The organism is Paenibacillus sp. sgz302148, assembly GCF_056120465.1.
This window is the reverse complement of the sequence record NZ_JBVYOJ010000003.1, coordinates 104,705-131,226: the sequence shown is the minus strand read 5'-3', so window position 1 is coordinate 131,226 and position 26,522 is coordinate 104,705. Positions and strand designations below refer to the sequence as shown.

Below are 26,522 nucleotides of genomic sequence, written 5' to 3'. Positions count from 1 at the left end.
ATGTCCGTATCCACTTATGAATATTTTCTGAACCACCCGTTGTTCCATGGCGTGCCGCGGGAGCAATTGCAGGAAGCGGCCGGTTTGCTGAAACCGGCTTTTTTTGCTCCGAAGACATGGCTCATGCGAGAGGGCGAGTTTGCCGAAGAATGCTTCCTGCTGCTTGAGGGCAAAGTGCAGGTCAGCTCCCGCAACCTGGTCGGGGAGCAGGTGCTGCTTACGGAGCTTGCGGCCGGGGAGCTTGTCGGCGAAATGGCGTTATTGCGGAACGATCGGCGAAGCGCAAGCGTGCAAGCCGCATCGGAAGTGAGGGCGCTGCGCATCGACCGCGACGCATTTGCGAGGTTGTCGGCAATAAGTCCGTTATTTTACGAAAGCTTATCTTATACGGCGGAAATTCGCATGATTCATGCTTTGCTGCAGAAGGCCTCCATCTGGTCGGCCATCCCGGAATCGGAGCTTCGGGGGCTCGCGGAAATTTCGGTGCGGGATCAAGTTGCAGCCGGGGAAACGATTATACGGGCCGGCGAATCGTCGAGTGTTTTTTACATGGTACTGGACGGCCGGTTTGAAGTGTTCCGAGAGGACAAGCGTTCCGCCTTGCTGCGCAAGGGTGATTTTTTCGGCGAAGTATCCCTGCTGACCGGCGTGGCGGAGGAGCAGACGATCGTCGCGGCAACCGACGGGGAGCTTCTGCTTATGGCGGAGGATGAGTTTCATTCGATCCTGGCGTATTACCCGCCGGTCAAACAGCAGTTTGCCGAAGTCATGCGCATCCGGAGACCCGACTTGGCCGTTACCGATGCAAGCGGAGTGGCTGCAGACGAAAATATCGCTACCGTTGGCGGGATGGAGGCGGCGGCGGTGAAGCAAGCGCCGATAGCCGGGCGCAAGCGGGATTCATGGATGAATGTGCTGCTGCTGTCGGCGGGAGCATTTATTTTGCTGAGCTTGCTTGCCGTTGTGATGAAAGGAAATTCGGCGGTCATTACCGCTTCGCTGATCGTTGGAGGTTTGGTTGGCCCGATTACGTTCGTTTCCGTTATTCGGGATGCGCAGCTTCTTGGTTTTCAGGCGAGGAGGCTGGCCATAACGTTTATTGTTTCGGGAGGAATCGCGGTGCCTTTGGCCTGGGTGCTGGAACGCTGGCTGCTTGTCGGCGGAGGCATATCTCCCGAATCGCTTCGGATCGTTACCGTGCCTCTTGTCATCGGCGTTGTAGAGGAAGTATCGAAGCTGTTGTTTGTTATCGCATTGCTTCGCGTGCGGCGCATGCGCTTTCTGATGGACGCCATCGTATTCGGGGCGGCTGCCGGCATGGGCTTTGCTGCGCTGGAGAGCGCCTATTACGGATGGATGCACCTTGAACAGAACTCGGCTTGGCAAATGCTTGCGGTGTTATGGACGCGCACGCTGCTGTCGCCGTTCGGCCACGGCACATGGACGGCGATCGCCGCTGCCGGCGTATGGTACGGGCTGACGGTGCACGGCAAACGCGGGGAGGCTGCGGGAAGCGGACGGATCCGCAAGTGGGCCGTTTCCGCGACTCTGGTGCTGGCGGCGATTCTGCTGCACGCCTGCTGGGACTTCCAGCCTTGGAGCGGCTGGGTTAGGCTGGCGTGGATGGGCGCAATCGGCTGCGGCGGGCTGCTGCTGCTGCTCCTGCTTATCCGGCGCGGCACGGACGAGGAGCGGCGCTCGCTGGCCGCGCTGAATCCGCCGCGGCAGATGAGGCTGCGGCAGGAGGATGCGGAGCAGCCGGGCGGCGATTTGCTCTGTGCCGCTTGCGGCACCTATTCGCCGCGCGGCGCCTCGTATTGCCCCCGCTGCGGCCAGGCGCTGCTGCTGGAGGGGGACAGCGGGTAGCTCCCGCTAGGGCCAATGGGCCTCGCGCGCCCCGTGGCTATCCGGGGCTTCACCGCCGCTGCGCTTGCTGTTCCGGACGCGTGGACGTGCCGTCCCGGACGCAGGCTTGTGCTAATTTTGAAGGTTCTCATGACGATTCAGAAAAAAGTTTCTTAATTTCAGAAACAATTTTCTATCTTTCGTCGGAAAAATGGGCTATTGAGCCGAATTCAGAAAAAATTTTCTGATTTTAGCCAAAATTTTCTGTATTTCAGAAAATCTTTTCTGAATCCTTGATTGAGCTTGAGGATTTTAGGGATTTTCAGAAACTTTCGGCTGAATTTCAGCCAAAAGTTTCTGAATGACTGCAAGGATAAACCTCCGGGGAGGTCCTTCATTATGTCGCCGGAGCCAGAGAGGGACATTGCAAAGAAACTGGCTAAAGGCTAAGAAATTCTCGCAAACCTCGCAAACCTCGCAAACCTCGCAAACCTCGCAAACCTCGCAAACCTCGCAAACCTCGTAAACCTCGTAAACCTCGCAAACCTCGTAAACCTCGTAAACCTCGTAAACCCGATGCCCCCCACGAACCCCACCAGCCAAAGCTTCCTTTTTGAAAATGCTGCATTGTATGCAACAACCGCCCTTCGAGCCGGCTAAAAAATTTATCCCGCCCCCTTTACAGACCGACCGACGGTATGTATACTAAATTCATATAAACCGACCGACGGTATGCCAAAGAAGATGGACGGTATGCTTAAGAGGGAAACGGGTTGTTGGCAAACGAAACGATACGTTGATGAACGAAAAACGACGGTTGGTAAAAAACAAAACCAAGGAGAGATGAAACGATGACACAGCAACAATGGGATTTGATCGGTTATGGCGTATGGGCGCTCATCATTTGGATGACGCTCAAGCAATTCATGCAAACGCGCAAGGAAGTGAAAGGGACGGGGCTTCGCATCTTGCTCGGCGACTGGCTGATGTTCGCGCCGCTGCCATGGATCGTGTATTGCATGGCCAGCCGGGCGACGATGGAGCAGCTTGAATGGGCGATCGGAATCGGCCTCGGGCTGTCCATACCTTACATTTTGACTTCCAAGTTTATTCAAAGGCCCGACGGCAAAATCCAATTCAAGTCGAACGTCCTATTCTACGTTTTCTTGTTCGGTTTTCCGTATGTCCGCTATTTGATCCGCGACCGCGTATTCCACGAGCATCCGATTTTGACCGCGAATCACCGGCCGGATATCGAACTGATGCTTGCCGAATATATCACAGTATTGATTGTGTATACCTTCGTTTGGCGTTTATTCATGTACCTGCAATACAAACGGACGGCACAACGCGCCGCCGCCGTTGCGATTGAAGCTTAAGGAGGCTATAACGATGACGAATTTACTTATTGGGGCACTGATTCTGCTCATTATTATCCGCAGCCAGCTCGTCGCCAAACCGCTGAAACGAAGCGCTTATACGCTTCCGCTGCTGCTTCTGCTGTTCGCCGTTTATGCCTCTCAGCAGGCTAACGTCCAAGTGGGCGAAGGGATCTCGCTTGCGATTTGCGTAGTGCTGGGCGCGGTCGTCGGACTCATTCAGGGCCGCCTCATCCATGTGTACTCGGAAAACGGCATCTGGTGGTCTGCAGGCTCATGGTTGACGCTGCTTATCTGGCTGGCATCGGTTCCGATCCGCTTTGGCGTCAAATACGGCATCATGGAACTATTCGACATCCCGACGCAATTGACCGGCAGCAACGCCTACGTCCCGTTCTTGTATTCGATCGCAGGCATTTTGCTGGGCAAAGCCGTCATGCTTACGATTCGTTACCCGAACCAAATGCTCGCCGCAGCAAGCGGCGAATACCGCAGAAGAAGGAGAGTTTTGTAAAATGAACCCGCGCATCAAATCGCCTTTTGGCCGAATCGCCGTTGCGATCGTCTGCAATATCGCCATCCTGCTGCTTATTATGCTGCCCGTCGTGCTTACCGGGTCGCTGGATTACGTTCTCGATCATTATGGGATCGAGTCCGCGATGAACATTCTGATCGGCGTCGTCGCCACGACGGTGACGCTGGCCGTTTACCGCTATATTGACCGCGGTCGGATCGGCGCGTTCTCGCTGCGGTTGCGCCGCAAAGATATCCTGTTCTCGCTTGGTGCTTTCGCCATTACATCTGTGTCGGCTTTGACCGCGTTATGGCTGATGCATCGAAACGGCGGCTTGAACGTCGGCTTCGACGCGAACAGGGTTCTGACGCCATCGTACATCTCGCTTGCGCTATTCGCTCTCATCGCTTGGGTGTTCGCCGCGATGCAGGAGGAAGCGTTGTCCCGCGGGTATATGCTCGCCAATTTGCACCGGTACGGCATCGTCAAAGCGATCCTCATTTCGTCGGTCTTATTCTTCGTCGTACATCTTCCGTTCCGCGGATTCGAGACATACCACGCAATTAGCATCGTGCTCGGCGGCATCGTGTATGCGTATATGTACATCAAGTCGGGATCGCTGTTTGTTTCCGCTATCGCCCACGGCATTTACGATTATGTGGACGGTCTTGTCTTTAACGTGAGCGACGCTTCTTTATTCATCCTCCGTGACTCATTGTCGATGAGCGACAAGCTGCCCTATAAGCTAACGCTCGCCGCGCTGCTGTTGCTGTTCACGTATCTTGTTTACGGAAGAAACGGATTGTGGACGCCGGCCGCAACACTTAAGTCCCGCTGGGAAACACGTACTTTTTTCTAAATAAGAAAGTGGCGCTAGTCCGTTATCCTTGACGGGCTTGACCATACCGACGGTTGGTATACAATAGAGAGAAGAAGGTTAGATCTATAAATATGATGTTGTTCAGACAACTCCATCGACGACGAAATCGATGAACCAAAGGGAGGCATAAGCCATGTCCGATTCGGGGAGCCGAAGCGCAAGTTTCCAGCTCATACTGGAAACCGCGGAACAATTGATTGCGGAGAAAGGCTGCCGCCAGACGACGCTGCAGGACATCATCGACCGATCCGGCTTATCGAAAGGCGCCATATATCATTATGTATCAGGGAAGGACGAGCTGTTCGGGCTGATCTTGAAGTCCAAGATGGAAGTGATGAACGGCAAGTTCAACGAGGTTGTCGCGGGAGCTGCCGCAGGAGACGCCGTGCAGCCGATCCGGACGATATCCCAAGGCATGGTGGATCGAACGAATGAACAAGAGGTTTCCAATAAAATATTTACGTATTTGCTCAGCCAAATCGACAATCCGAAAATCGCGACGATCTTAAAAGACGTCTACGAGTTCTCCTTGCAGACGGCGAGCAGATGGATTGAAACGGGGCAGCAGGCGGGAGCGATTCCGCCTGCTGTCGACGCGCAGAAAATGGCCGCGATCTTCATGGTATTCACATACGGATTGCGCGTGCACAACGTCATTGCCAAGGATGTCGGCGGCGCGATCGAATTCGAGGATATTTTCCGCCTAATCTTCCGCACGCTTCAATAGCTGCCGGAGTCGAGCATTTTCTGATAGTAGACGACATCGAGCAGCCGCCCGAACTTAACGCCGACTTCGCGCAGGTGAGCGCACTGGACGTAGCCTTTTTTCTGGCACAGCTTGATGCTTCCGATATTCTCGCCGCAGATGCTGGCGATCAGTACGTGGATGCCGCGCTCCCGGGCAATCGATTCAAGATAGTCGAAGGCGATGCCGCCAAGACCCCGGTTCGTGAGATCGTGCCGCAAGTATAACGCCACTTCCGCCGTCCGGGCGTAAGCTTCGCGTTTGTGGTAGGGCTGCAATATACAATAGCCGCACACGGTGTCTTCGTCCAGAATGACGAATGCCTCGTAGCGGCTATTGTCAAAAAACACGATCTGGCGCATCTCGTCGGCAGTCAGCGGGTGGAGATGGAACGTTGCGGTCGAATGCTCGACATAATAATTGTAAATGTCCAGTACGGCAGGGACATACTGTTCTTCCATGGATAGAAACCGGTATGAGGTCATACAAAGTTCTCCTTGTTCAGCTTATTCGTGTGGATTCCAATATTTTAGCATAAGAAGATTCGGTTTAACGATAGTGAAAATATGACAAGCACGCATAAAAGCGACAGGTTGACGGGTTAACAACAACATTGAACTGCGGAGTGGATCGAACGTGAAGATCAAGGAGAATGCCCGGCGGCGGTCGGTCGCGATGGGGATTGTGTTTACGATTGTATGGAACGGCTTCGTGCCGTATGGGGCGTACATGCTGCTCAAGCCGCATATGCCAAGTCTGGCGGCGCTGCTTCTGGCTACGCTGCTGCCGCTCACCGAGAATATCGCCAGCTTCCTCAAGCGGCGCAAGCTGGATGCGTTCGGAGCGATCATGCTCGGGACGTTCGCTTTGGCCGCAGGGCTTGCGGCGCTCGGCGGAAGCGAAAGGCTGATTCTCATTCGCGAATCGTTCGTGACCGGGGCGGTAGGGGCGCTGTTCCTGCTGTCGCTTAGCTTTCGAAGGCCGCTGATCTTCCATCTTGCCGGGCGCTTCGTCCCCCAGAAGAGCGTGGCTGCGTATGAGGAACGGTGGACCCACCCGTACATCCGGTTCGTGTTCCGGTTCATGACTGTCGTATGGGGGGCGGCGCTCCTTGGCGAATCCGCGCTTCGTACCGTGCTGGTCGTGGAGCTGCCGACGGAGCAATTCCTGGCCTTATCGAATCCCGTGCTTTACGGCATATTGGTTGCCACGATCGGCTGGACGTACCTATACCGCAAGCATGCCATGCGCAAATTTGCGCAAATGCAATCGTAGCATACAGTGTGCGTCATGATTGCAGCAGGATGGACGCATAAACGAGGCGCGGATCAGGACGGCATAAACCGCTTATCCTTCACGGGGATGTACAGTTCCACTTCGCAGTAGTTCTCCGAGGCAAGTTCCATATCGATCCGCTCGAAGAAGAACGTGTCCGCGATTTCGCGGTCCGCGCCGTTCAACCAAGTTTCATTGATGTAGGCCCAAATCTCCTTCAGGTGATGATAAGTCAGCTCCCGCGGATGGAATCGGCCGATATATTGGAATACGGCATACCGGTGAGGGGCGACCTTTTCGCTGCTCAGCCCTTCCGGCAGCCGGCTCGCATCGGTTACCTCGATGGAGGGCATATAGCTATTGGAGCCCGGATCGCCTTGAATCCACCTCGTAAACCCGATATACGTATCGGGGCGTACGGGGTTTTTTATTTCATGGCGGCGATGGTAAAAAAAGTCGTTCCCGGCCGCATTGGCCGTATTGTGGTTATAATTCTCCTCCGGAGAAAAACGATGGCGGACGCCAGCCACGATAAAAGCTGTTTTCACCACATAGTGAGGCTTAAAAATAATGCCGTCCTCCAAAGCTTTCAGCTGCGAGATATCGATTGGGGGAGTTATTCGAACCGAGTAGCTGCCTTTTTTGAATTTGAAAGGAGTTACGCCGAATTCGCTTGTGAATGCATGAATATAAGATTGTTCGAAATCAAAGCCGCATTCCAAGGCGATATCCAGTATCGTCATGCCGGTATGCAACAGCCGGTCGAGGCTGGAAGCCAGCCTTCGCGCGCGGACGTAATCCATGAGGGGGCGTTCCGCCGCCGCGCTCATGATCCGGTGCAGATGATATTTCGACAGGTTGACTTCGGCGGCGATTTCATCCAGCGTAATTTTCCGGTGAACGTTACGTTCGATAAAGTCGACTGCAGTCTTTATGCTGTCCAGCCATATATTCTTCATGGGCGTCGCGGCCTCCTCGTGTTGTGAGCAAGATCGATTCATTTTTGACGGTATCCGGTTAGTACAATAGTAGCGTAGATGAAAAATAGGGATGGAGTGATGACCATGAATTTACGTGAACTAGCCGAACGAATCGCATCCGGTACGTTAAAGGAAACATTCAAGAGCGATTTTCCCGACGATGCGGTCGCGCGCCTGCAAGAAATGAGCGCCGATGAAATCGAACGGCAGCTGGAGCAAGTGATTCAAATTCCGCTGAATTTGTCGAAGCCGGCAAGCTACGAGCTGTATCAGCTTTATTATATGGTGTCCTGGCAGCAGATTTTTGCCAAGCTGAAGCTTCCGGCCGATGCCGAAGTATTCGAAATCGCCGCCGGCGACACCGCTCATGTTCCGAAAGCGCTGGACGCTTATTCCGAAAGCGCAAGCTATGTCACCGCCAATTTGAATAAAGCGCTGACGGAGCGGTTTATCGACAAAACGGAGGAATTGAACATCGGTGTCCGGGTTATTGAAGACGACGGCGTCCGGATATTGGACTATGTGCCCGAAGGTACGGTGGATGTCGTCGCCTTTCACCATGCGGTCAACGATATCGTGCAGACGATCCTGTCGGGCGTAGAAGGCATCGATACAGTGGGCAGCGACTGGTGGTCGATTGAGCCGCAGATGCTGAGGGCCGTCATGGCTTACCATGAACGCGGCGATTTAAAAGAAGCCGTCTACGGCGATTTCATCCGCATTATCGAGACGTGCGCCAAGCTGCTGAAGCCGGGCGGTTACATGGTTTTCGATAACTGTACGTTCGAAGGTTACGAGGAAATCGGATATTCCACCTCGTTCCACAGCGCCTATATCGAGCTGACGCGACAGTGGGTTCAAGAAGCCGATCTCGGCCTAACGGAAATCCGCCTGGATGGCTACGACAGCGCGCATTGGTGGCTCATCCTGCGCAAAGCTTAACCGTCAGCCGTCCAATCGCATTCTACCACCGGATATCGAACGTTCCGGATAACATGCCGGCCTTCATCTCGTTTGCGATGCGGCCGGCTTCTTCAGGGTCGTCGGTAATGATCCCGTCGACGCCCATGCCGAAAAATTTCTCCATATCCGCCGTTTCGTTGACCGTCCAGACAAAAATCGATTTTCCGTACCGCCTTGCCTCCGCAACGACCGATTCGCTTACCCAATATTGCTCCATCACGATAAAATCGGCTTGAATCTTCTCCAGCTCGGGGATTCCCGCAAACACGATATAGCCGACGCGCAGCCGCGGTTCTTTCGTTCGAACCTGCTGCACGATTTCGTAATCCAGCGACTGTACGACACATTCGTCGATGAAGTTGTTTTCTCGGATCGTCTGAATGAATTTATCGACGAGACGGCGTTCATGTCCGTGAGTTTTGAGCTCGATATTCAGCTTGATTTTCCCTCTGGCGGCGTTGATGAAATCGTCCAAGCTGCCGATTTTGCCCCGGAAATCCCCTTGTTCGATCGTCAGCTTCCTCAATTCATCCATCGTCAGATCATACACATCGGCATTCACGCCCGCTAATCTTTTTAAGTTGGTGTCGTGGATGACGGCAAGCTGCCCGTCCTTCGTTTCCAGAATGTCGATTTCCGCAAAATCCGCCTTTGCCTCGATAGCTCCCTGAACCGCCTCCAGCGTGTTCTCCGCTCCTTTGGCGATATAGCCGCGGTGCGCCATAACCTTCGGTTTGGCGCCTTCCGGCTGCACGTTGCCGACGGCGGGAATAAGGACAAGCGCCGTTGCGACCGCCGTAATGGCGACGAGCGCTATCAGCTTCCCTTTGTGCCTGCTCAGCAAGCCCTGGCTGCGGAAACTTAAAGCATCGTGCGGCTCGGGCAGGGGCAAAACGGCAAGGTGCGGATCGGCTTTGGCGACGTACAGCCGCGTCAGCGTTGTCATGTACAGCGGCGTTATGAAAAGCGTTGAAAGGTAGAAAGCAAGAATGACTCCTTTGACGATAAAGGCCTCGGCGGCTTCGGACCAATCGGCTTGACCCGGCAGCATGGCGTAAATCAACAGCGCGACGGCTAACAGAATGGCGGTCAGCAGCGCGATCATCACGACGAACAAGACAAAGACGCTCAGAAGGACAGCGGTCATTTTCCAAAAGCTTTTTTTCAGAATGGCGGCGCTTCTTCTAGCTGCAATGTGGAACTTGTTGATGCCTTCGATGACGATGACATGGAGCAGGAACGTCCACCGGATATTCAAAAAACCGACAATGGCGAACGCGGACAAATAAAGCAGCGTGCCTTTGCCGGTTTTGAACAGCTCTCCGGAAATGAAAGTTGGTATGTCCAGAGAAGGCAGCAGCGACGAGCCGAAGCCGTTAATTAGCGGCACCACGAGCAGTAAATATAGAGCCCAGCCGAGGAAGCCGTATTTGAACAGGGACGGCAAATAAGCGAGCGATTGCAGAAAAGCCGGAATGAGCTTGACCTTGCGCTTGTGGTGCCCGTTATACGAGAGGACGACCAGCACCGCAAATTCCAGGAAGATCATCACCGTCGCCACCGGCACGAGAATGAGCATGCATAGGAATCCGTATCTGCTGAAAACGAATTGCAGCAGCTCGTAATTCGTCGCGCCTGCGTACCCGCCAAAGCGGAGAACGCGGTGGAAAATAAACGAAATCGCCGGTATGAAAACAAATAACGTGGCGGTTTTGTACAGCAGCTCGAAAAGGAATACCGGCCGCCAGGTCCAGGCGAGCGTTCTGAATATATCGGTGATGAGCCGGTAAATAGGCGTTTTGGTTGGTTTGTTCATAGGGGTATTCTACCATATGGGAATGGTTGGATCGACGGGTTTGTTGGATTTGTGTGAGTTTTTGTCGAGTGTGGGGGAGGGAGAGGGTTTACATAGTTTTAATACTCGGTTAAAGATGCCCGAATATAGAAGGCCTATAATACGAAACCGAACATCAAATGAGAAGGAAGAGCGAGGTTTCGGTATGCAACAAAGAATGGGTATCAACGGTTATCGAGTCATCTTGTCGTTTGCGCTAGCGCTGTTATTCATTGGAATACTGCCTATTCGGGTATGGGCGCATGCCACCGCAGCGGGATATTCGGATATCAAAGTGGAGAGCGATGCGTTACAGTACCATCTTTCTTTCCCGGAAAACGATCTTATCAAAATTTTGCCAGTGGACAAGGACGGGGACGGCAAGCTGAGCGATGAAGAATTGTCCAGTTCGACCGATGAAATTGCCGGCGTCGTGGACGACAACCTGATTGTTACGGGAGACGGGAAGCTGGCTGCCGGCACGATTCAAAGCGCGAAACACGAAAAACGCGCAAGCTTAGATATGATCGGCATCGACGTTACGTATTCCTTTCCTTCCGCCGTTGGAACGTACCTTGTGCAGTACAACTTTTTTTGGTACAGCGGGATCGATCCGAACCATAGCAACTTTGCAACGATCGATGTTGGCGGCCAAACGATCCAGCAGGTGCTGGGCAGCCAAAACTATATTATCCAGATCCATGGGCCGTCGACAGCCTCAACATCAAACAAGGATCATGCGAATGACCAAGCATCGTCCGGCTGGGCGGAAACGATATGGAATTACACGGTGATGGGTATGAAGCACATTTGGTCGGGACTGGACCATATGTTGTTTGTTTTTGGCTTGCTTCTCGCCTCGAACCGAAATACCCGGCATATTATTGCGCTAATTTCGGCTTTTACGGTAGGACACTGTATCACGCTAGTGTTGTCATCACTCGAGATCGCATATTTATCACCCAAAATCGTAGAGCCGCTCATTGCGCTTAGCATTTTGTATATCGCGGTTGAAAATATTTGGCGGAAACAAGAGAGCAGGCGCGTCGTCGTTACTTTGTTGTTTGGCTTAGTGCACGGCTTTGGCTTCGCCGAGGTGCTCCGGGGCACGCTGTCCGGAAATATGACGCTTCCGCTGTTTTCATTCAATCTGGGTGTCGAAATCGGCCAGCTCGTTGTTGTTGCGATATGCATTCCTCTCCTAAGCGCAATAAGCCGCATTCCGACTAAGATCCAATGGACGCATTTCGCTTCGGGCATCATTGGTTGTTTCGGGTTGTTCTGGTTTATCGAGAGAATATTGGCATAATGTGTTACTTTCAACGTTAGGTTTACATAAATTTCACTTTGACCTGATATGGACTTAACACAAGCCGCTTAGACTAGGGGAGTTGTCATCTAACAAGAAGATACTGAAAAAAGGAGAACTGATGAAAAACATGAGGAAGCACAACAAAAGGCTGTCATTGGTCCTGTTGTTCAGCATGCTATTAAGTATTTTGCAGCCTGCGGCCGTGTTTGCGGACGGCTTTGATTATGCCAAGGTACCTAAGCTACTTATTACGGAGCTTGTTCCGGACACGAACAACGTTCCGGAATTAAATATCGATGGCACGGTTAAAGATCCGGCCAGCTCGGTCGACGGTTACGAATCGATTGAGATTTACAATAATACGAGCCAAGAAATCGATTTTAGTAATTATAGCTTGATTTATATTAACGGCACGACGGAGACGCCGTGGCCCTTCGATGCGGCCACACTGCCCGTGAAAATTCCGTCCCGCCAAGCCGTCGTGTTCTGGGTGCAAAATGGCAGCAACAATAAAGAATCGGCAGCAAACTTCAATGCGAATTACAATTCGGCATTGGTCGAAGGCACAAATTTGTTTCGGATTAACGGTGGGGGAGGTATGGTGAACAAGGGAACCCGTTCTTTATCGATCCGAAACCTGGACGGGAGCGAAGTCGTCAAAGCCTCGTATACAGTAACCACCTCTAAGGCAAATTACGGAATCCATTACAACTATCCCGCCGACGGCAGCAAAAATATGGCCATGGCTGGACTTCCAGAATCTCAACCCGCTTCCCCGGGCTTTGTAGATGCAACGCAAGTTCCGGAATATGCTTCGGATTATGTTGCGCCGCCGATAGTCACCAATTTGAATTTCCAGCATACGGCTGCCACAACGTTGCCGGCTAACCAAGATGTCGCCGTTTCCGTAACCGTTACAGGAAACGTCAACACGGTAACGGCTTCCGTATACTACAAGACGGATGCTCAGACTGAATATGCTCCCATTACGATGACCCCGTCGGACGGAGCTTCATTCACCGCTTCCATCCCGGGTCAAGCGATCGCCGGAGGAAAGCTGCTGCAGTATTATTTTGAAGCGGCAGACGGCAATGCGTCGCCTGAAAAATCGGGTACATATGCCGTAACGATTGCCGCTCCGCCGGAGATCAAGCCGCAAATCGTTCATACTCCGGCACAAAGCGCGGATGCGAAAGACCTGGAAATATCGGCTAAAGTGATCAATCCGGACAATACGGCGCTTGGAACGGTAGAACTGCTGTACAAGACGCAATCTCAAGCCAGATTCAAAGTCGTGCCGATGTCTCCGAAGGCAGGCGGCGAATTTACAGTGGTCATTCCGGCCAGCGCGCTTGTAGAGCCGGTGCTCGAATACAAAATCCGCGTGAAAGACGTTATCGAAAGCTATTCGGTCAACGTCAATCTGCCGGCGTTTAATCCGGCGAAAGCGCCGCCGCTGCTCGTGACGAAGCTCGTTCCGAACAGTGCGAATGTACCGGGTACTTCGACGGACGCCTACGAATTTATCGAAATTTACAACAACACGGATCAACCGATAAATTTTAAAAACTACAAAATTTATTACCGTTATCCTGATAGCGGGCCGCAAGCCGACGTGAAATGGCCGTCGACGAAGGAAGATTTCGTCATCCCGGCCAAGCAGCCGGTCGTGTTCTGGATTGTCAACAGCGCCAACGGCGGCTATACGGCAACCGATTTTAACAACTTCTATAAAACGAATTTGATCGCGGATACGAACCTGTTTGTCATCAAAAGCGACGGCATGGCCAACTCCGGGCGCCGGGCGGTCGTCATCAAGACGAATACGGGGGCGGAAATTTCCGCCGCATACTATGATGCCGACACCGTTTATGACGGAGGAGTCAAGGACGAAACAAAAGAAGACCGAGCCATTCAGTTCAAATATCCGCTCGACGGCGGCGTCACGATGATCAAAACAAGCTCGGGGCAAGATGTGCCGATTCCGGGAACGGTCGATCCGGCTCAAGTTCCGGCGGAGCCTGTTCATGTGGTGACGGACACGCTGAAACCAATCGTCGAAGATCGAACGGGAGTAACCGAGATCGACCAGTCCAATATTTTGGACATCAAGACGTTCGCCGATGACGACAAGCAAATCGCTTCGGTGCAAGTATTCGTCCGATCCGATAAGCAGCCGAATTATGTCGGGTATTATCTTACCCAGGACTTCAACGACACGTTGTACCATCATAAAGTGTCCTCGGCAGACTTAATTGGCAGGGCGTACGTCGAATATTATTTCGTCGTTTCCGACGGTACGAACGAAACGGTAACGGCAGAAGTCAGAGTGAACATTACAGGAGGACCGGATCAATCGCCGCTTCGGCTTAATGTGAAGAGCGGCGAAATTTTAAGCGGCACCCGGACATTGAAAGGCACTTCCCAAACGGTTGACGCAAATGCCGTAAAGCTGAGCATCGACGGACAAGAACTGACGCAGGGCACGTTTGCCGCGTTGGAGCATAACGCTTATTTTGTGTTCGAAGCGAAAAACGTTGATTATTATTTTAAAAACGCGGTAACGATGGGGCCGCCGAGCGAAGCGGAGAAAACGATCCTGTACACGTTCATGGATCCGATCCCGTCGTATACGACGCTTACATTCCCGATTGACGCCAGCCGTTTGCAAATCGGGTCCGATAACGTCATCTATATTCGGGCCGGCTCGAAATCGAGTCCGTTCGATACGCGCCCTGAAGAGAATAAAGACGATTTCGAAATCCGAAACGTCCGGCTTGTCTTGGCCGACGGCACCGAAATATGGGATCCGCTTTACGCCGTGCGGGATAAAGAAATCAAGATGGGCGACAGCGCAGGCAAGTCGGAATGGATCGGCTTCCGGTTCGACTTAAAGTCGCAATATTTCAAATCGAAGGCTTATCCGTGGGATACGAAAAAGGTCGAGGACGGCGAGCATCGGCTTACGGTCGAAGACGGCGCAGAAACGGCGACATCGGTCGTGACGGTCGACAATACGCCTCCTTCGATCCAACCAAGCGTAGAAGAGGGCAAGACGTATCGCGGATACTTCACGATTGATGCCGAAATCAAAGATAACTACGCCGGCTTAGACCGTGTCGAAGTGAAGCTGGACGACCGGGAGATCCAGCTTCCTTATGCGACATCGTCCGGTTCCATGGCTGCAGGCAATCATAAGCTCGTGATTACAGGAACGGATAAAGTCGGCAACGAAGGGGTGAAAACCGTTAATTTCACCGTGCCGCAGGAAAATCCGCTGAAACCGGAGCTCATCGCGCCGACCAATGGACAAACGGGAGAAGGCAACAACGCAACGTTGAAGGTGAATGTTCAAGATCCTACGAATGATCCATTGGACGTTACGTTTTACAAGGGGTTCCAGTATGACGGCAATCGTGCCGAAGGGTTTACGGGATTCAAGAACGTTTCCGATACCGAACCGCCGAAGGTGATGGTTCCGCAAGGGGAGCAGCCGTTAACGGCCGAGGATTACAGGAAGATCGGAGCAGTGGACGGGGACTATTTGGTGAACGAGTCGGTTGAGCAGTTCCCGTACCAACGTTACGAGATTAAGCTTGATCCTTCCGTCAAAGCGACGGATCGCGTCGATATCGTATGGAAAGGAAAATCGCTCGAAGGCCGTAAAGTCAGCTTGTACGCTTGGAGCAAGGCGTCAAAGAAATGGGAGCAGCTCGACCACCTTATTGCGGGCGCCGACGATTTCGAGTTGAAGGCGACGGTTACAGCCGGCGATTATGCGAACGGACAAACGATTCAGGTTATCGTGCAGGATGAAATCGGTGCGACGGCGGCTCAAGCTCCGGTGAATCCGGAGAACCAAAACCCTTACGACTTCTCCTTCGTATGGATGTCCGACACGCAATATTATTCGCAGAGCTATCCGTACATTTATCAGGATATCGTCAAATGGGTCGCAGATAACAAAGAAAGCAACAATATCAAATACGTCATTCATACCGGCGATATCGTCGATAAATCGTACCAGGAATATCAATGGCAGGAAGCCGACAAGGATATGAAGGTGTTGGAAGACGCCAAAATCCCATACGGCGTTCTGGCAGGAAACCATGACGTAGGGCATCAAGACAACGACTACACGAAATATTGGGAATACTTCGGGGATTCACGCTTCAAGGATCAGCCGACCTTCGGAGGCTCCTACGAAAACAATCGGGGACATTATGACCTCGTATCCGCAGGCGGCAACGATTTTATTATCGTGTACATGGGCTGGGGACTCGGAAATAAGGAAATAGACTGGATGAACGAGGTTGTTTCCAAATATCCGGAGCGTAAGGCGATTCTGTGCTTGCACGAGTATATGCTCGTGTCCAACAACCGTGCGCCGATTGCCGAGAAAATTTTCGAAAAAGTCGTCAAGCCGAACAAAAACGTCATTGCTGCATTGTCCGGGCATTATCACGACGCCCAGCTCAAAATCGACGAGCTGGATGACAACGGCGTGAAGCGTAAAGTGTATCAAATGCTTGCCGACTACCAAGGAGCGCCGGAAGGCGGTCTCGGGTACATCCGGCTCATGCAGTTCGACGTCAAAAACAACAAGCTGCACATCAAAACGTACTCGCCGTATTTGGACGACTATAACTTTTACGATCCTGCCCAATATCCGGGGAAAGACGAGTTTTCGCTTGATCTCGATTTGCAGCCGAAAACAAAGCGCGTCGCGACCGATTACATCGGGGTGAAGGTGTATACGGATCAACAAATCGGCAAAATTCGCAACGTCCAGAGTGGAAAACAGGCTGTGGTAACATGGAACAGGCTCAACGCCAATAGTTATTACCAGTGGTATACGAAAGTCGATGATGCCAACAGCGGCAGTGTGTTGTCGGATATTTGGGGCTTCTACACCGGCAAAGACGATGACGGCGGTCATCCGGGTGAACCGGGTAATCCAGGCAATTCGGGCAATTCGGGCAATTCGGGCGAAGGATCCAACCCTGGCGGGAACAAGCCGACAGGTCCGGATAAACCCAAAGAGCCTAATGGCCCAAGTCCGTCATCGGACGAAGGCGTCATCCGGCTGAATCCGGTCTCGGGAAATTCGTATACGGTAGATCGGGATGTGTTGGTTAAGGCTGTTGGGGAAGCCGAGAACGGCAAAGTCGCCATCAAATTGAATGGGGCTGCGGGTGCTGCGAAAGCGGCTACTGTCGATCTTGATGCGGCTGGAGTCCAAAAGGCAAAAGAGCGTGAACTGGCTATCGAGATTGCAGGTCCTGCGATAACGGTCACGATACCCGCCAAATCTTTGCCGAATGCACTAGCAGGCGCCGATAAGGTCGTTGTTCATATTGATCCGACGTTAAATCCTGAGGTTGAAACCGCCGTGAACGAATCGATCCGCGGCAACGGCGAACTGACCTCGTCCGGACTGGTATTCACGCTCAGCCTTGTCACGTTCAAAGGTCAAAAGGAGACTTCTGTTCACCAGTTCAACGGGCCGGTGACGGTTACGCGAACATTGACGGCAGAGCAGAGCAAGCAGCTTCAAAAAGATTATGCGGGCGTGTACTATTTGAACGGCGGCACAGCGCAGTATATCGGAGGGTTGTTCAACGGGGAAACCGTCAGTTTCACGACCGATCATTTCTCGCAATTCGCCGTTATGGAATACCATAAGAAATTTGCGGATTTGACGGGAAGCTGGGCGGATGAATACATTCTCAAGCTTGCCGCCAAGCATATCGTTACCGGGGTGGACAACGACCATTACAAACCGAATTTGAACGTGACTAGAGCGGACTTTACTACATTGGTTATTCGGGCACTGGGAATCGACGCGAGCGATGGCAAAACCTCGTTCAGCGACGTAGCTTCCAACTCATATTATGCGGGTTACGTAGCGAAAGCGGCGGAAATTGGTCTCGTTCAAGGCAGCGGAGGCAAGTTCCGTCCTAAAGATTACATTACCCGGGAGGAAGCGGCGATCGTTTTTGTTAAGATGGCCGAGTCTATGAAGAAACAAGCTTCGGCTCCGTCATCCGGAGGTGCATTCTCCGACGTGAACAGCATTTCCGCTTGGGCGAAAGATGCCGTAAGCCGCCTTCAAGCGATGGGCATTATTAACGGCAAAGGCAATAACCGTTTTGATCCGCTCGGATCCGTGACGCGGGCAGAAATCGCCAAGATGTTGTATGGCATATTGAATAACTAAATAGCGCGCGAGGCCGGGAAGGTTGATCCTTCCCGGTTTTTGCGTATGACGCAATGATTAAACCACTCGAACCAGCAGCCCCGGGTACGCCGCCATAATCTCATCCGCCCTTGCTTGAATCGTCTCGCGGTCGAAGCCGGCAGGGAACAGCTCGCGGTCCGGTTCGAGTGTGACGCTCGTGCCGGTCTCGTTCGTCATTGCAACGATGAGCAGCCCGGTTTGCGGAATGCCACGCTTGAAGTCTTGGCGATAGACGTGGCCGTCCCGGCGGATTTCAACCGACAGCATGCTGGACAAAGCATTGACAACGCCAACGCTAATGCCCTTCTCGCCGCCAGGAGCGAAATAATGAAAGCTGCTGTTGTGATGGATGTCGGTCAGGATCGCTTGTACGTTGCGATCTTCCTTCTCTGCCAGCGCGTGAGTCGGAATGCCGCGCCCGTTGTCTACGACGGTGATGCTTCCATCCTGCTGCAGGATAATGCTCGCTTCGCTGCAATAGCCGGCCCGGTGCTCGAGGATCGTATTCTCGAGCAGCGACCAGACGAGCAGGTGCGGATCGAAGCCGTTGCGCGCGGTGCCGAGATAGGTGCCGGCGTTGTCGCGCACCGCCGTCATCTCGATGTAGCCGCTCGTATCGAGCAGGTCCGCGGCGGCCGCGAGCAAGAGCAGCAGCGGCAGCGCCCGTTGGCCCGGCAGCGCGTATTTGCCGCCGCGCTCTTCCTGCACGAGCAGGTTCGCGCCAAGCAGCGGCTTGACGTGGTGGTACAGCTGGCCGGTCGTGCCCATTTGCAAGCGTTCGACCAGCTCGGCGCCGGTGAGCGGGCCGTCGAATACGGCGCGCAAAATATCGAGCCGCTGCTTGCTCCCGAGCGCCGCCAATATTTTGGCCGCCTTGTCGCCGTCCAGGTCGAGCAGGCCGCGCACCTGCCGCTCCTGCGGATCCCAGCGGCAGCTATGCTGCTCGCCGCGGTAGCTGCCGGCATAATAAATCGTCCCGGCTGGACCCTCGTCCGCAAGACCGCCTTGCACCGTCATCAGACCGGCATCGGCGGCAGCCGCTCCGAATCCCGAGCCGGACTCATTGCCGCTATGCCTTCCGCCTAATCGCTGCGTTAACAGCTGCCGCAGCTCGTTTAATTGATTTTTCAATTCGTCGATTTCTTGTCCGTAGTTTCGTTCCATCACAAAACACTCCATTTTATTAAATAACGTAATTACGTAATAACATAATGTAATCGTATCATTCGAGTGGTACGTTGTAAACCATATTTTTCAATATTGTTCGCGTTTTTTATTTCTGCCTTAGAGGATTGTTGCATATCGTTGTGGAATAACATCGAATAATCTTTTTGTTTGGGGGAAAGCGAATGGCATCCTTGCACCGGATTCAATGGATCGACGAAAGCATCCGCACGGGAAAATACCCGAACGTCCAAGAGATTGCCGACCGGTTCGAAATTTCGCGCCGCCAGGCGCTTCGGGACGTCGAATATTTGCGCGATTCGCTGGGCGCGCCGTTAGCTTATTGCGCGAAGGCCAAAGGCTACAGCTATACCGATACTGCGTTCGCCGTGCCGTCGCAGTTGCTCACGGAGAGCCAGCGGGATCTGTTATCCTGCTTAGCCGCGCATTACGAGGTAATTTCGCGAATCGATACGCGTACGTCGAGTACGTTCGGCGATTTGGCCGATCTGCTGGCTCGCTTATCGGGCAGGCCGTCGCCTGCGCTGAAGCTGGAGCATGCCGCAGGCGATGGAGTGACGCCGTTTCGGGCGGTGCTGCGCAAAGAAGGGACGAGAGCCATCACCGGCGTAGGCGCGGGTTTCGGCGGGATCGGCGGAGCCGCCGGCGTGCCGACTTCGCTGCAGCCTTTTTATCGGGGGAGAAACGAGCGGATGGAGGACGTATTCGAATTTTACGATTCGCACGACTTTATTCCGGCTTTGCTCGCTGCAGGCATGCACTACCAGGTCGTCCATCCGAAATGGCTGCGCGGCAAGCTGGCTCAATATTTGGACCGGATGCGCCAATCTTTGCTTGGTTAATTGTTTGAGGTACAAAAGATTTTAATTGCTGGAGTGACATTTGGTGTCACTCCTCTTTTGTTACGATAGAGGCAGGCAAACAAAGACCATTCGATCACATTTGAGGAGGCTGTAAAAGATGACAGAAACAGCAGGAAAATCCGGTGCGACATCGGCAAGACTAGGGGCGTGCTGGACGACGTACTTGGGCGCTTCGCACGGCGTCGTGACGGCTGCGGGGATGAGCGATCTTACACTTACGGAATTTGCGGGCGTGACGGGTATCGCTTTTCAATTGTTCATGCAGAAGCATTGTGACGTATCTTCCGTGACGGTGTACGATTGGATCGGGCGGCATCAGAACGCGTTGGAGCGAATCGGCATTCTTGCGGAGGTGTTTCACTCGGAGCCGGGCACGAACACGTATGAAGCAGCCCGCAAACACGGCGTTTCCAAAACCAAAAGCTCCATTGACCGCGGCGTTGGCGTGATCGCATGGGCGATCGACAATGGGGAATTTGGCGTTATTCACGGCTACGACGACGAGGATGGTGTATTCCACGTAGACGGCGTGGACAAGTTCAACAGGCAGCTTGGAAGCGATCCGATGCTGTACGAAAACCTTGCGGTGAAATTCCCGCCGGCACCGCTGCTCCATCTTGTCATTCCGATAACAAGCGTTCCATACGATCGGGAGCGGGCGTACAGGGAATCGCTTCGATTTTATGTCAGCGAGATGGAGCGTACGTTCCATATGACGAAGGACTACCAGAGCGGGCTGCTCGCTTACGATAACTGGATACACGGTCTTGGCGGTTCGTTCGATCCATTCGGAGTAAGGTACGCCACGACGGTGTATTCAGAATCGAAAATGTTCGCCTCCGAATACGTGCGCAAGTTGGCGGCAGGTTGGGGCAAGGAGCTTGGGCTCGACGACGTCGCAGAGCGTTTCGAGCGGATTGCCGGATTGTTCCATCGGATGATGGATGTGCTGGAGCAGGATTGGGACGGAGCCAAACATCTGGGCAAGCCGGTGACGGAGAAGCAAGCGAAGTCGCTGATTCCGTTGTTGCGGGAAGCGAAGCAGCTCGATGCGGAAGCGGTGCAAGTGGTGAAAACAATCATCGGCTGATTGTTCGGTGAAAGTTAAAAAGGGAAACCACTCTTAACAATGGAGTGGTTTCTTTATACAATTAGGACTGAACAAGCGCCCGATTTGGCTAGCTTATAGGCTAGTTAGGCGGGCTCGATAGTTGTTCACTTTTTTTAAGATAGGGTTGAGTTCTGTGGCTGCTATTGAAGGAGAAACTATTAGGTCTTTTAATCATTTCTAAAGAAAGTGTCAGAACGGCAACAAAGGCAGGATTAGGGCTGAAATTGTATACCTTCTGGACCATATCGTCCAGCTCGATTTCCGAAGTATCGATAAGAGAATAGTTCTCCAAAATATCAAGGATTTGGGTTCCTCTTTCCACCGGCAAGCCAAGCTCTTTTTCAAGAAGTTTTGGGGTAAACGGTTTGTTGTCCCTGCCGTGCAATACGTACAACGTCTTTAAGATATCCGGGTCCGCCAAAATTCCAAATAGTTTAAGATAATTTTCTTGGTTTCCCAGTTCCTTCAGCCACCCGCAATCCGGTTCGGGCATAATGAGAAAATATTGCAAATCCTTTTGCAACGACATAAGGGTAATGCCTTTATTAAATAACATCTGCGAATAAACAAATCTTGGTGCTTTTTCTTGAATTGCATCAAGGGAGTCGCGAGCCTCCAGTTCCGGATACCCGCATATTCCCCTCTCCATGGCCCAACACATGTCAAAAGCTTTACTGATCGCAGAATCCTGCCCCGCTTGTGCAATCTGCCTAGCCACTTCAATCTCAAGATCGGCATAATCATTGACGGCTCTTCCAAACAGCCGATCGATGGAAACACCAAAATAATTGGCGATCGGAGGTAATAAGTCCACATCAGGAGAGCCGCCGCTTTCCCATTTCGATACGGCCTGCGGAGTAACCCCCACTGCTTCCGCAAGAGTTTCTTGAGTAATGCCTTTGGATTTTCGTAAATCCGCAATATGTTTTCCGATTTGACTGGAAGTCATGTAAACACCCCTAAAGTTTTGGTCGTAATTAAGGCGCCTTATGCCCTAATATTATGGAATCCAGTGGGTTTAATCAATGGACGTGAATTTGTAAAAAACAACTCACGGTTGTGAAGATGATGTTATATCAACCATTGTTTGAGTGGAGGAGTGAACATCCCGATATCGACTTTTTGTCTATTCCTATTAAAGTTATAGGAGTACACCAATTTTTTGTGTATAATCTTGATTGTGATTCACGATCTAGGCTATAATTTAGGCATGAAAAATAGACAATAAGGAGTTTTTGGGATGGAAAAAGTACTTATTTTCGGTCATAAAAATCCGGACACGGATACGATTTGTTCGGCAATCGCTTACGCGGAGCTGAAGAAAGCTCTCGGACAAAACGTCGAAGCCGTTCGCCTCGGCAGCGTCAGCGCCGAAACGCAATTTGCGCTCGACACGTTCAAAGTTGAAGCTCCTCGCCAAGTTGACACGGTTGCTAACGAAGTAAAAAGCGTTATTCTAGTCGACCATAACGAGCGCCAACAAAGCGCTTCCGATATCGACCAAGTGCGTGTGCTGGAAGTTATCGACCATCACCGCATCGCCAATTTCGAGACAAGCGCTCCGCTGTACTACCGCGCTGAGCCTGTAGGCTGCACAGCTACGATCTTGAAGAAGCTGTACAAAGAAAACGGCGTCGAAATCAAGAAGGAAATCGCTGGCCTCATGCTGTCCGCGATCGTATCCGACTCCTTGCTGTTCAAATCGCCGACGTGCACGGAGGAAGACGTTGTCGCAGCTCGAGAACTTGCACAAATCGCCGGCGTCGATGCCGACAGCTACGGACTGGACATGCTGAAAGCAGGCGCTAACCTGAGCGACAAAACGATCGCGCAGCTCATCTCGCTTGACTCCAAGGAGTTCAACATGGGCAACGCCAAAGTCGAAATCGCGCAAGTCAACGCAGTTGACGTGAACGACGTGATGAACCGCCAAGACGAGCTGGAAGCCGCGCTGAACCAAATCATCGCTGACAAAGGCCTGGATCTGTTCGTATTCGTTGTAACGGACATCCTGAACAACGATTCCGTCGCCGTCGCTCTCGGCCGTGCAACGGACGCAATGGAGAAAGCGTACAACGTTACGCTGAGCAACAACAAAGCCGTGCTCAAAGGCATTGTATCGCGCAAATCGCAAATCGTGCCGGTGCTGACGGAAATTTTCAGCAAGTAATCTAACTAACTAACTAACTAGCTAGCCAAGCTAACGAAAAATGAAGCTCTCCGACGTCATGCGAATGACGAGGAGAGCTTTTTTTGAAGACGCGGAATCTCGGGGTGTACAGTGTCGAACGGCGGTACAGCGCCTCGGGGCGGGTAGAGTGTCGATTGGCGGTACAGTGTCCCGGGACGGGTAGAGAGTGTCGATTGGCGGTACAGAGTCTCGGGGAGGTAAAAAGTGTCGATTGGCGGTACAGCGTCTCGGGGCGGGTAGAGAGTGTCGATTGGCGGTACAGAGTCTCGGGGAGGGTAAAAAGTGTCGATTGTCGGTACAGTGTCCCGGGGCGGGTAGAGAGAGTCGATTGGCGGTACTGAGTCTCAGGTGGGCAAAAAGTGCCTATTGGCGGTGCAGAGCCTCGGAGTGGGTAAAGAGTGTTGATTAGTGGTGCAGAGCCTCGGGGTGGGTAAAAAGTGTCGATTGGCGGTACTGGGTCTCAGGTGGGCGGATACCTGCTAATGTGCAGTTATTGTGAGAAGATAAGGGGAATAAGGGGGAAATACCTGCGATTGTGCAGTTATTTGCGCGATTTTTGTCTGGATAAGTAGGATTGGCCAGAAATAACTGTACGATTGCAGTAATCTCATTTATGAATTTCCTGGTTTAGTGAATAGATGTATGTTTGCAGTTATTGTACTCGCCGAGCCACGTTCCTTTGGAGCTCAGCACCCGAAACCGTCGGAGCGAAAGGAGGAGATCTAAACAGTCGCCCACGGCTCGGCGCATAGTCCAGGTTGTATCCCCACCGCTCTCGCCCCATGCCGCGGCCCTCGCCACGCCGCTCTCGGCCCTACGCCGCCGCGGCTTCGGCCCCGGGCGAATTACGTGACGCGCTACGGCTTGCCCGTACTCGCCGTCGGCGGCCCCGGGCAGCCGCACGTTCGGCTCGCTCGCGTCAGCGCGTCGCTGCGGCCTTCGGCAGCGTCAGCTCGAACCGCGTCCAGCCCCCGTCCGCGCACAAGCGCAGGCGCCCGCCGTGCTTCTCCACGATGTGCCTCGCAATCGTGAGGCCGAGGCCCGTGCCGCCGTCGCTCTTGCGAGCGGCGTCGCCGCGGACGAAGGCGTCGAAGACGCGGTCGCGCAGCTCGGCAGGGATGCCGACGCCGTTATCGGCCACTTCGACGCGGACCTCCTCCGGCCCGTCCACCAGCGTGAGCCGCACCTGCGTCCCGGGCAGGTTGTATTTCAGCGCGTTCGCGAGCAGGTTGGAGACGGCGCGGTACAGCAGCTTCCCGTTGAACGGAACGATCACTTCCTGCGCCGGAATATCGCATTCGAACGCGAAGCTACGCTCCTCGAACGGCTCGTAGTATTCGACCGCCATCTCCCGCACGAATTCGGCAAGATCGCTTGCCTCCTTGACGATCGGATAGTCCGGGCTCTCCAGCTTGGACAGCTCGAACACGTCGTCGATCAGCTCGGCGACCAGCTTCGTTTTGCTGTGGATGAGGTTGATCGTCCGCTGTTTTTTCGCTTCCTCCTCGATCATGCCGAGCTGCAGCGCATTGGCGTAGCCTTGAATCGTCGTAATCGGCGTCTTCAAGTCGTGCGAAATGTGCACGAGCATCCGCTGCTTGCTTTCTTCGAGCCGCCGCTTGTCCGTTTCCGCCTGCTCCAATTTTTCCGCCATCGCGTTAAAGCTCTCCTGAATTTGCGCCAGCTCGTAATTCGCCTCGAACCGCAGCCTTTCGTGATAACGCCCGCCCGCCACGCTGCGGATGCCTGCGGCAATTTGGCCGAGCGGGTTCGTCAGCCGGGTAGCGGTCAGCCTGCTGTATACATAAACGTTGATCCCGAACAGCACAACGAACAGCAATCCAGTTTCCGCCAAGGCGCCCCAGAAGATCGATTGGTTTTCTGGCGTCTCCCCATCGAGGGTGATGCCCGCTTTTATATTTTTTTTCGGCAGCCGGACCATGCAGTATCGAACCTGTCCGTCGTCGGTGCGCAACGGGGCGATGGACGTATAAAACATATTTTCCTTCGTATCGTAAAATAACATGTTCAACTCGCGTTCCGTATACGAAGCCGGGCCGTCCCGCTTGGTGCCCTTCACATCGATGACTTGCAGCCGCTCGTCGAGAATTTCCACCCAGCCGTGCAGAGCCTCGATCGATTCCGACGGAATATCGGCCGTATTGGGTCGGACAATTTCGCCTGCTTGCAGCAACGACATCTGTGCCGCAGGCAGCCGATCGCTCGTCCGTTCGACAAAAAAGAGCAGCAGCAAAAACACGCTCAAGCCAACCGTCAGCGAAAACAAGATGTAGTTCCGAAGCAGCATGCCGGACAGCTTCGATTTACGGCGCATGGAGCTCATCCTTTTTGGCGAACCGGTATCCAAGGCCCCGTACCGTTTTCAGATAAAACGGCTCCCGCGGCGAATCCTCGATTTTGTCCCGCAGCCGGCTGATTTGCACCATGATCGTATTGTCGTCGGCGATATACGGGTCGGACCAGACGTTTTCGAAAATTTGCTTTTTCGTATAAATGCGGCCCGGCTTGCTCATGAACAGCTTGAGCAGCTTGTATTCGATCGCGCTGAGCGCAATCGGTTCCCCACGTTTATACAGGATGCACGCTTCGTGATCCAGCGTCAGGTCGCCGAGCCGCGTTTCGGCCAGTTCGCCGCCTGGCTCCGTCCGCGCCAGCGTAGGATCGTTGAATTCGTACGTTCTGCGCAGCTGCGCTTGAATGCGCGCCACGACCTCGAGCGGGCTGAACGGCTTCGTGATAAAGTCGTCCGCGCCGAGGCCGAGCCCGGCGATTTTGTCCGTCTCTTGGTTTTTCGCCGACACGACGATCACCGGCAGCTTCGATTGCTTGCGTATCCATTGCAGCAGCTGGAAGCCGTCGAGATGCGGCATCATGATATCGATCACGGCCAAATCGACCGTATGCCGCGAGAACAGCTCAACGGCCGCTTGACCGTCGTGCGCCTCGAGCACGTCGAACTCTTTTTCCAAAAACAGCTTGAGCAAATCGACGATATCCGGTTCGTCGTCGACAAGCAAAATCGTCTTGCGCATCGTTCTCCCTCCCTGTAACACGTATTGTTCGAGCCTTGGCGCCGATCTCCTGCCATGTAAGGTTATTTTAAGAAAACCGAAAGTCCGTGGAAAGAATCGGTCCCTATAATGGGCAATGTTCAGTGTCGAATGTGCAATATGCAATTCAATT

Annotated in this window: 19 protein-coding genes; 12 read left to right on the top strand and 7 right to left on the bottom strand. The window is 53.1% G+C overall.

What is annotated here, in order from left to right; all coding sequences use genetic code 11:
- The 5 genes from AC0LWM_RS06010 (at position 1) to AC0LWM_RS05990 (ending at position 5,345) form a co-directional block, all read left to right on the top strand.
- Positions 1–1,866: a cyclic nucleotide-binding domain-containing protein gene (locus tag AC0LWM_RS06010; RefSeq protein WP_474674008.1), complete on the top strand. Its 1,866-nt coding sequence runs from the start codon at positions 1–3 to the stop codon at positions 1,864–1,866.
- Positions 1,867–2,696: 830 nt separating this feature from the next.
- Complete coding sequence (locus AC0LWM_RS06005; protein ID WP_474674007.1) at positions 2,697–3,224, top strand: CcdC protein domain-containing protein; 528 nt, start codon at positions 2,697–2,699, stop codon at positions 3,222–3,224.
- A 13-nt stretch (positions 3,225–3,237) separates the two neighbouring features.
- Positions 3,238–3,738, top strand: coding sequence for a hypothetical protein (locus tag AC0LWM_RS06000; protein WP_474674006.1), 501 nt, complete (start codon positions 3,238–3,240; stop codon positions 3,736–3,738).
- Position 3,739: 1 nt separating this feature from the next.
- A complete protein-coding gene (locus AC0LWM_RS05995; RefSeq protein WP_474674005.1) occupies positions 3,740–4,597 on the top strand; it encodes a CPBP family intramembrane glutamic endopeptidase in 858 nt (285 codons plus the stop codon).
- A 154-nt stretch (positions 4,598–4,751) separates the two neighbouring features.
- Positions 4,752–5,345 carry a TetR/AcrR family transcriptional regulator gene (locus tag AC0LWM_RS05990; protein ID WP_474674004.1) on the top strand — a complete coding sequence of 198 codons (594 nt, stop codon included), beginning with the start codon at positions 4,752–4,754 and terminating at the stop codon, positions 5,343–5,345.
- On the opposite strand, the gene AC0LWM_RS05985 is transcribed toward AC0LWM_RS05990, so the two are convergent.
- On the bottom strand, positions 5,339–5,848 hold the full coding sequence (locus tag AC0LWM_RS05985) for a GNAT family N-acetyltransferase (protein WP_474674003.1): 510 nt from the start codon (positions 5,846–5,848) through the stop codon (positions 5,339–5,341). The genes AC0LWM_RS05990 and AC0LWM_RS05985 overlap by 7 nt on opposite strands.
- A gap of 151 nt (positions 5,849–5,999) precedes the next feature.
- Here AC0LWM_RS05985 and AC0LWM_RS05980 point away from each other — a divergent pair, with 151 nt between their 5' ends.
- Positions 6,000–6,638, top strand: a complete 639-nt coding sequence (locus AC0LWM_RS05980) for a VC0807 family protein (protein WP_474674002.1) — start codon at positions 6,000–6,002, stop codon at positions 6,636–6,638.
- 53 nt (positions 6,639–6,691) lie between these two features.
- Here the strand turns inward: AC0LWM_RS05980 and AC0LWM_RS05975 are convergent, their stop codons facing one another.
- Complete coding sequence (locus AC0LWM_RS05975; protein WP_474674001.1) at positions 6,692–7,597, bottom strand: AraC family transcriptional regulator; 906 nt, start codon at positions 7,595–7,597, stop codon at positions 6,692–6,694.
- 105 nt (positions 7,598–7,702) lie between these two features.
- Here AC0LWM_RS05975 and AC0LWM_RS05970 point away from each other — a divergent pair, with 105 nt between their 5' ends.
- Positions 7,703–8,560 (top strand): hypothetical protein, encoded by an 858-nt coding sequence (locus AC0LWM_RS05970; protein WP_474674000.1) that lies wholly within the window; start codon positions 7,703–7,705, stop codon positions 8,558–8,560.
- A gap of 22 nt (positions 8,561–8,582) precedes the next feature.
- Here AC0LWM_RS05970 and AC0LWM_RS05965 read toward each other — a convergent pair whose 3' ends face one another.
- Positions 8,583–10,397, bottom strand: coding sequence for a glycerophosphoryl diester phosphodiesterase membrane domain-containing protein (locus AC0LWM_RS05965; protein ID WP_474673998.1), 1,815 nt, complete (start codon positions 10,395–10,397; stop codon positions 8,583–8,585).
- Between the two features lie 184 nt (positions 10,398–10,581).
- Here AC0LWM_RS05965 and AC0LWM_RS05960 point away from each other — a divergent pair, with 184 nt between their 5' ends.
- Positions 10,582–11,724 (top strand): HupE/UreJ family protein, encoded by a 1,143-nt coding sequence (locus tag AC0LWM_RS05960; RefSeq protein WP_474673996.1) that lies wholly within the window; start codon positions 10,582–10,584, stop codon positions 11,722–11,724.
- Between the two features lie 121 nt (positions 11,725–11,845).
- Positions 11,846–17,947: an S-layer homology domain-containing protein gene (locus AC0LWM_RS05955; RefSeq protein WP_474673995.1), complete on the top strand. Its 6,102-nt coding sequence runs from the start codon at positions 11,846–11,848 to the stop codon at positions 17,945–17,947.
- Positions 17,948–18,004: 57 nt separating this feature from the next.
- Here the strand turns inward: AC0LWM_RS05955 and AC0LWM_RS05950 are convergent, their stop codons facing one another.
- Complete coding sequence (locus tag AC0LWM_RS05950) at positions 18,005–19,132, bottom strand: ArsR family transcriptional regulator (RefSeq protein WP_474673994.1); 1,128 nt, start codon at positions 19,130–19,132, stop codon at positions 18,005–18,007.
- A 185-nt stretch (positions 19,133–19,317) separates the two neighbouring features.
- Here AC0LWM_RS05950 and AC0LWM_RS05945 point away from each other — a divergent pair, with 185 nt between their 5' ends.
- Positions 19,318–19,995: a hypothetical protein gene (locus tag AC0LWM_RS05945; RefSeq protein WP_474673993.1), complete on the top strand. Its 678-nt coding sequence runs from the start codon at positions 19,318–19,320 to the stop codon at positions 19,993–19,995.
- A gap of 118 nt (positions 19,996–20,113) precedes the next feature.
- Positions 20,114–21,106 carry a hypothetical protein gene (locus AC0LWM_RS05940; RefSeq protein ID WP_474673992.1) on the top strand — a complete coding sequence of 331 codons (993 nt, stop codon included), beginning with the start codon at positions 20,114–20,116 and terminating at the stop codon, positions 21,104–21,106.
- A gap of 100 nt (positions 21,107–21,206) precedes the next feature.
- Here the strand turns inward: AC0LWM_RS05940 and AC0LWM_RS05935 are convergent, their stop codons facing one another.
- Positions 21,207–22,076, bottom strand: a complete 870-nt coding sequence (locus AC0LWM_RS05935; protein WP_474673991.1) for a helix-turn-helix domain-containing protein — start codon at positions 22,074–22,076, stop codon at positions 21,207–21,209.
- 291 nt (positions 22,077–22,367) lie between these two features.
- Between AC0LWM_RS05935 and AC0LWM_RS05930 the strand changes: the two genes are divergently transcribed.
- Positions 22,368–23,297 (top strand): manganese-dependent inorganic pyrophosphatase, encoded by a 930-nt coding sequence (locus AC0LWM_RS05930; protein ID WP_474673990.1) that lies wholly within the window; start codon positions 22,368–22,370, stop codon positions 23,295–23,297.
- Between the two features lie 940 nt (positions 23,298–24,237).
- On the opposite strand, the gene AC0LWM_RS05925 is transcribed toward AC0LWM_RS05930, so the two are convergent.
- Together AC0LWM_RS05925 and AC0LWM_RS05920 are read right to left on the bottom strand one after the other, a co-directional pair.
- Positions 24,238–25,653: a sensor histidine kinase gene (locus AC0LWM_RS05925; protein WP_474673989.1), complete on the bottom strand. Its 1,416-nt coding sequence runs from the start codon at positions 25,651–25,653 to the stop codon at positions 24,238–24,240.
- Entirely contained in the window at positions 25,643–26,371 is a 729-nt protein-coding gene (locus AC0LWM_RS05920; protein ID WP_474673988.1) for a response regulator transcription factor, read from the bottom strand. The genes AC0LWM_RS05925 and AC0LWM_RS05920 overlap by 11 nt, the downstream gene beginning before the upstream one ends.
- Between the last annotated feature and the right edge of the window lie 151 nt (positions 26,372–26,522).

Excerpts from the sequence above, each read along its gene's own strand:
- AC0LWM_RS05965 (WP_474673998.1), bottom strand. The coding sequence starts at position 10,397 with ATGAACAAACCAACCAAAACGCCTATTTACCGGCTCATCACCGATATA.
- AC0LWM_RS05930 (WP_474673990.1), top strand. The coding sequence starts at position 22,368 with ATGGAAAAAGTACTTATTTTCGGTCATAAAAATCCGGACACGGATACG.
- AC0LWM_RS05995 (WP_474674005.1), top strand. The coding sequence starts at position 3,740 with ATGAACCCGCGCATCAAATCGCCTTTTGGCCGAATCGCCGTTGCGATC.
- AC0LWM_RS05920 (WP_474673988.1), bottom strand. The coding sequence starts at position 26,371 with ATGCGCAAGACGATTTTGCTTGTCGACGACGAACCGGATATCGTCGAT.
- AC0LWM_RS05970 (WP_474674000.1), top strand. The coding sequence starts at position 7,703 with ATGAATTTACGTGAACTAGCCGAACGAATCGCATCCGGTACGTTAAAG.
- AC0LWM_RS05990 (WP_474674004.1), top strand. The coding sequence starts at position 4,752 with ATGTCCGATTCGGGGAGCCGAAGCGCAAGTTTCCAGCTCATACTGGAA.
- AC0LWM_RS05950 (WP_474673994.1), bottom strand. The coding sequence starts at position 19,132 with ATGGAACGAAACTACGGACAAGAAATCGACGAATTGAAAAATCAATTA.
- AC0LWM_RS05925 (WP_474673989.1), bottom strand. The coding sequence starts at position 25,653 with ATGCGCCGTAAATCGAAGCTGTCCGGCATGCTGCTTCGGAACTACATC.
- AC0LWM_RS06005 (WP_474674007.1), top strand. The coding sequence starts at position 2,697 with ATGACACAGCAACAATGGGATTTGATCGGTTATGGCGTATGGGCGCTC.
- AC0LWM_RS05940 (WP_474673992.1), top strand. The coding sequence starts at position 20,114 with ATGACAGAAACAGCAGGAAAATCCGGTGCGACATCGGCAAGACTAGGG.
- AC0LWM_RS05960 (WP_474673996.1), top strand. The coding sequence starts at position 10,582 with ATGCAACAAAGAATGGGTATCAACGGTTATCGAGTCATCTTGTCGTTT.
- AC0LWM_RS05985 (WP_474674003.1), bottom strand. The coding sequence starts at position 5,848 with ATGACCTCATACCGGTTTCTATCCATGGAAGAACAGTATGTCCCTGCC.
- AC0LWM_RS05935 (WP_474673991.1), bottom strand. The coding sequence starts at position 22,076 with ATGACTTCCAGTCAAATCGGAAAACATATTGCGGATTTACGAAAATCC.
- AC0LWM_RS06010 (WP_474674008.1), top strand. The coding sequence starts at position 1 with ATGTCCGTATCCACTTATGAATATTTTCTGAACCACCCGTTGTTCCAT.
- AC0LWM_RS05945 (WP_474673993.1), top strand. The coding sequence starts at position 19,318 with ATGGCATCCTTGCACCGGATTCAATGGATCGACGAAAGCATCCGCACG.
- AC0LWM_RS05975 (WP_474674001.1), bottom strand. The coding sequence starts at position 7,597 with ATGAAGAATATATGGCTGGACAGCATAAAGACTGCAGTCGACTTTATC.
- AC0LWM_RS06000 (WP_474674006.1), top strand. The coding sequence starts at position 3,238 with ATGACGAATTTACTTATTGGGGCACTGATTCTGCTCATTATTATCCGC.
- AC0LWM_RS05955 (WP_474673995.1), top strand. The coding sequence starts at position 11,846 with ATGAAAAACATGAGGAAGCACAACAAAAGGCTGTCATTGGTCCTGTTG.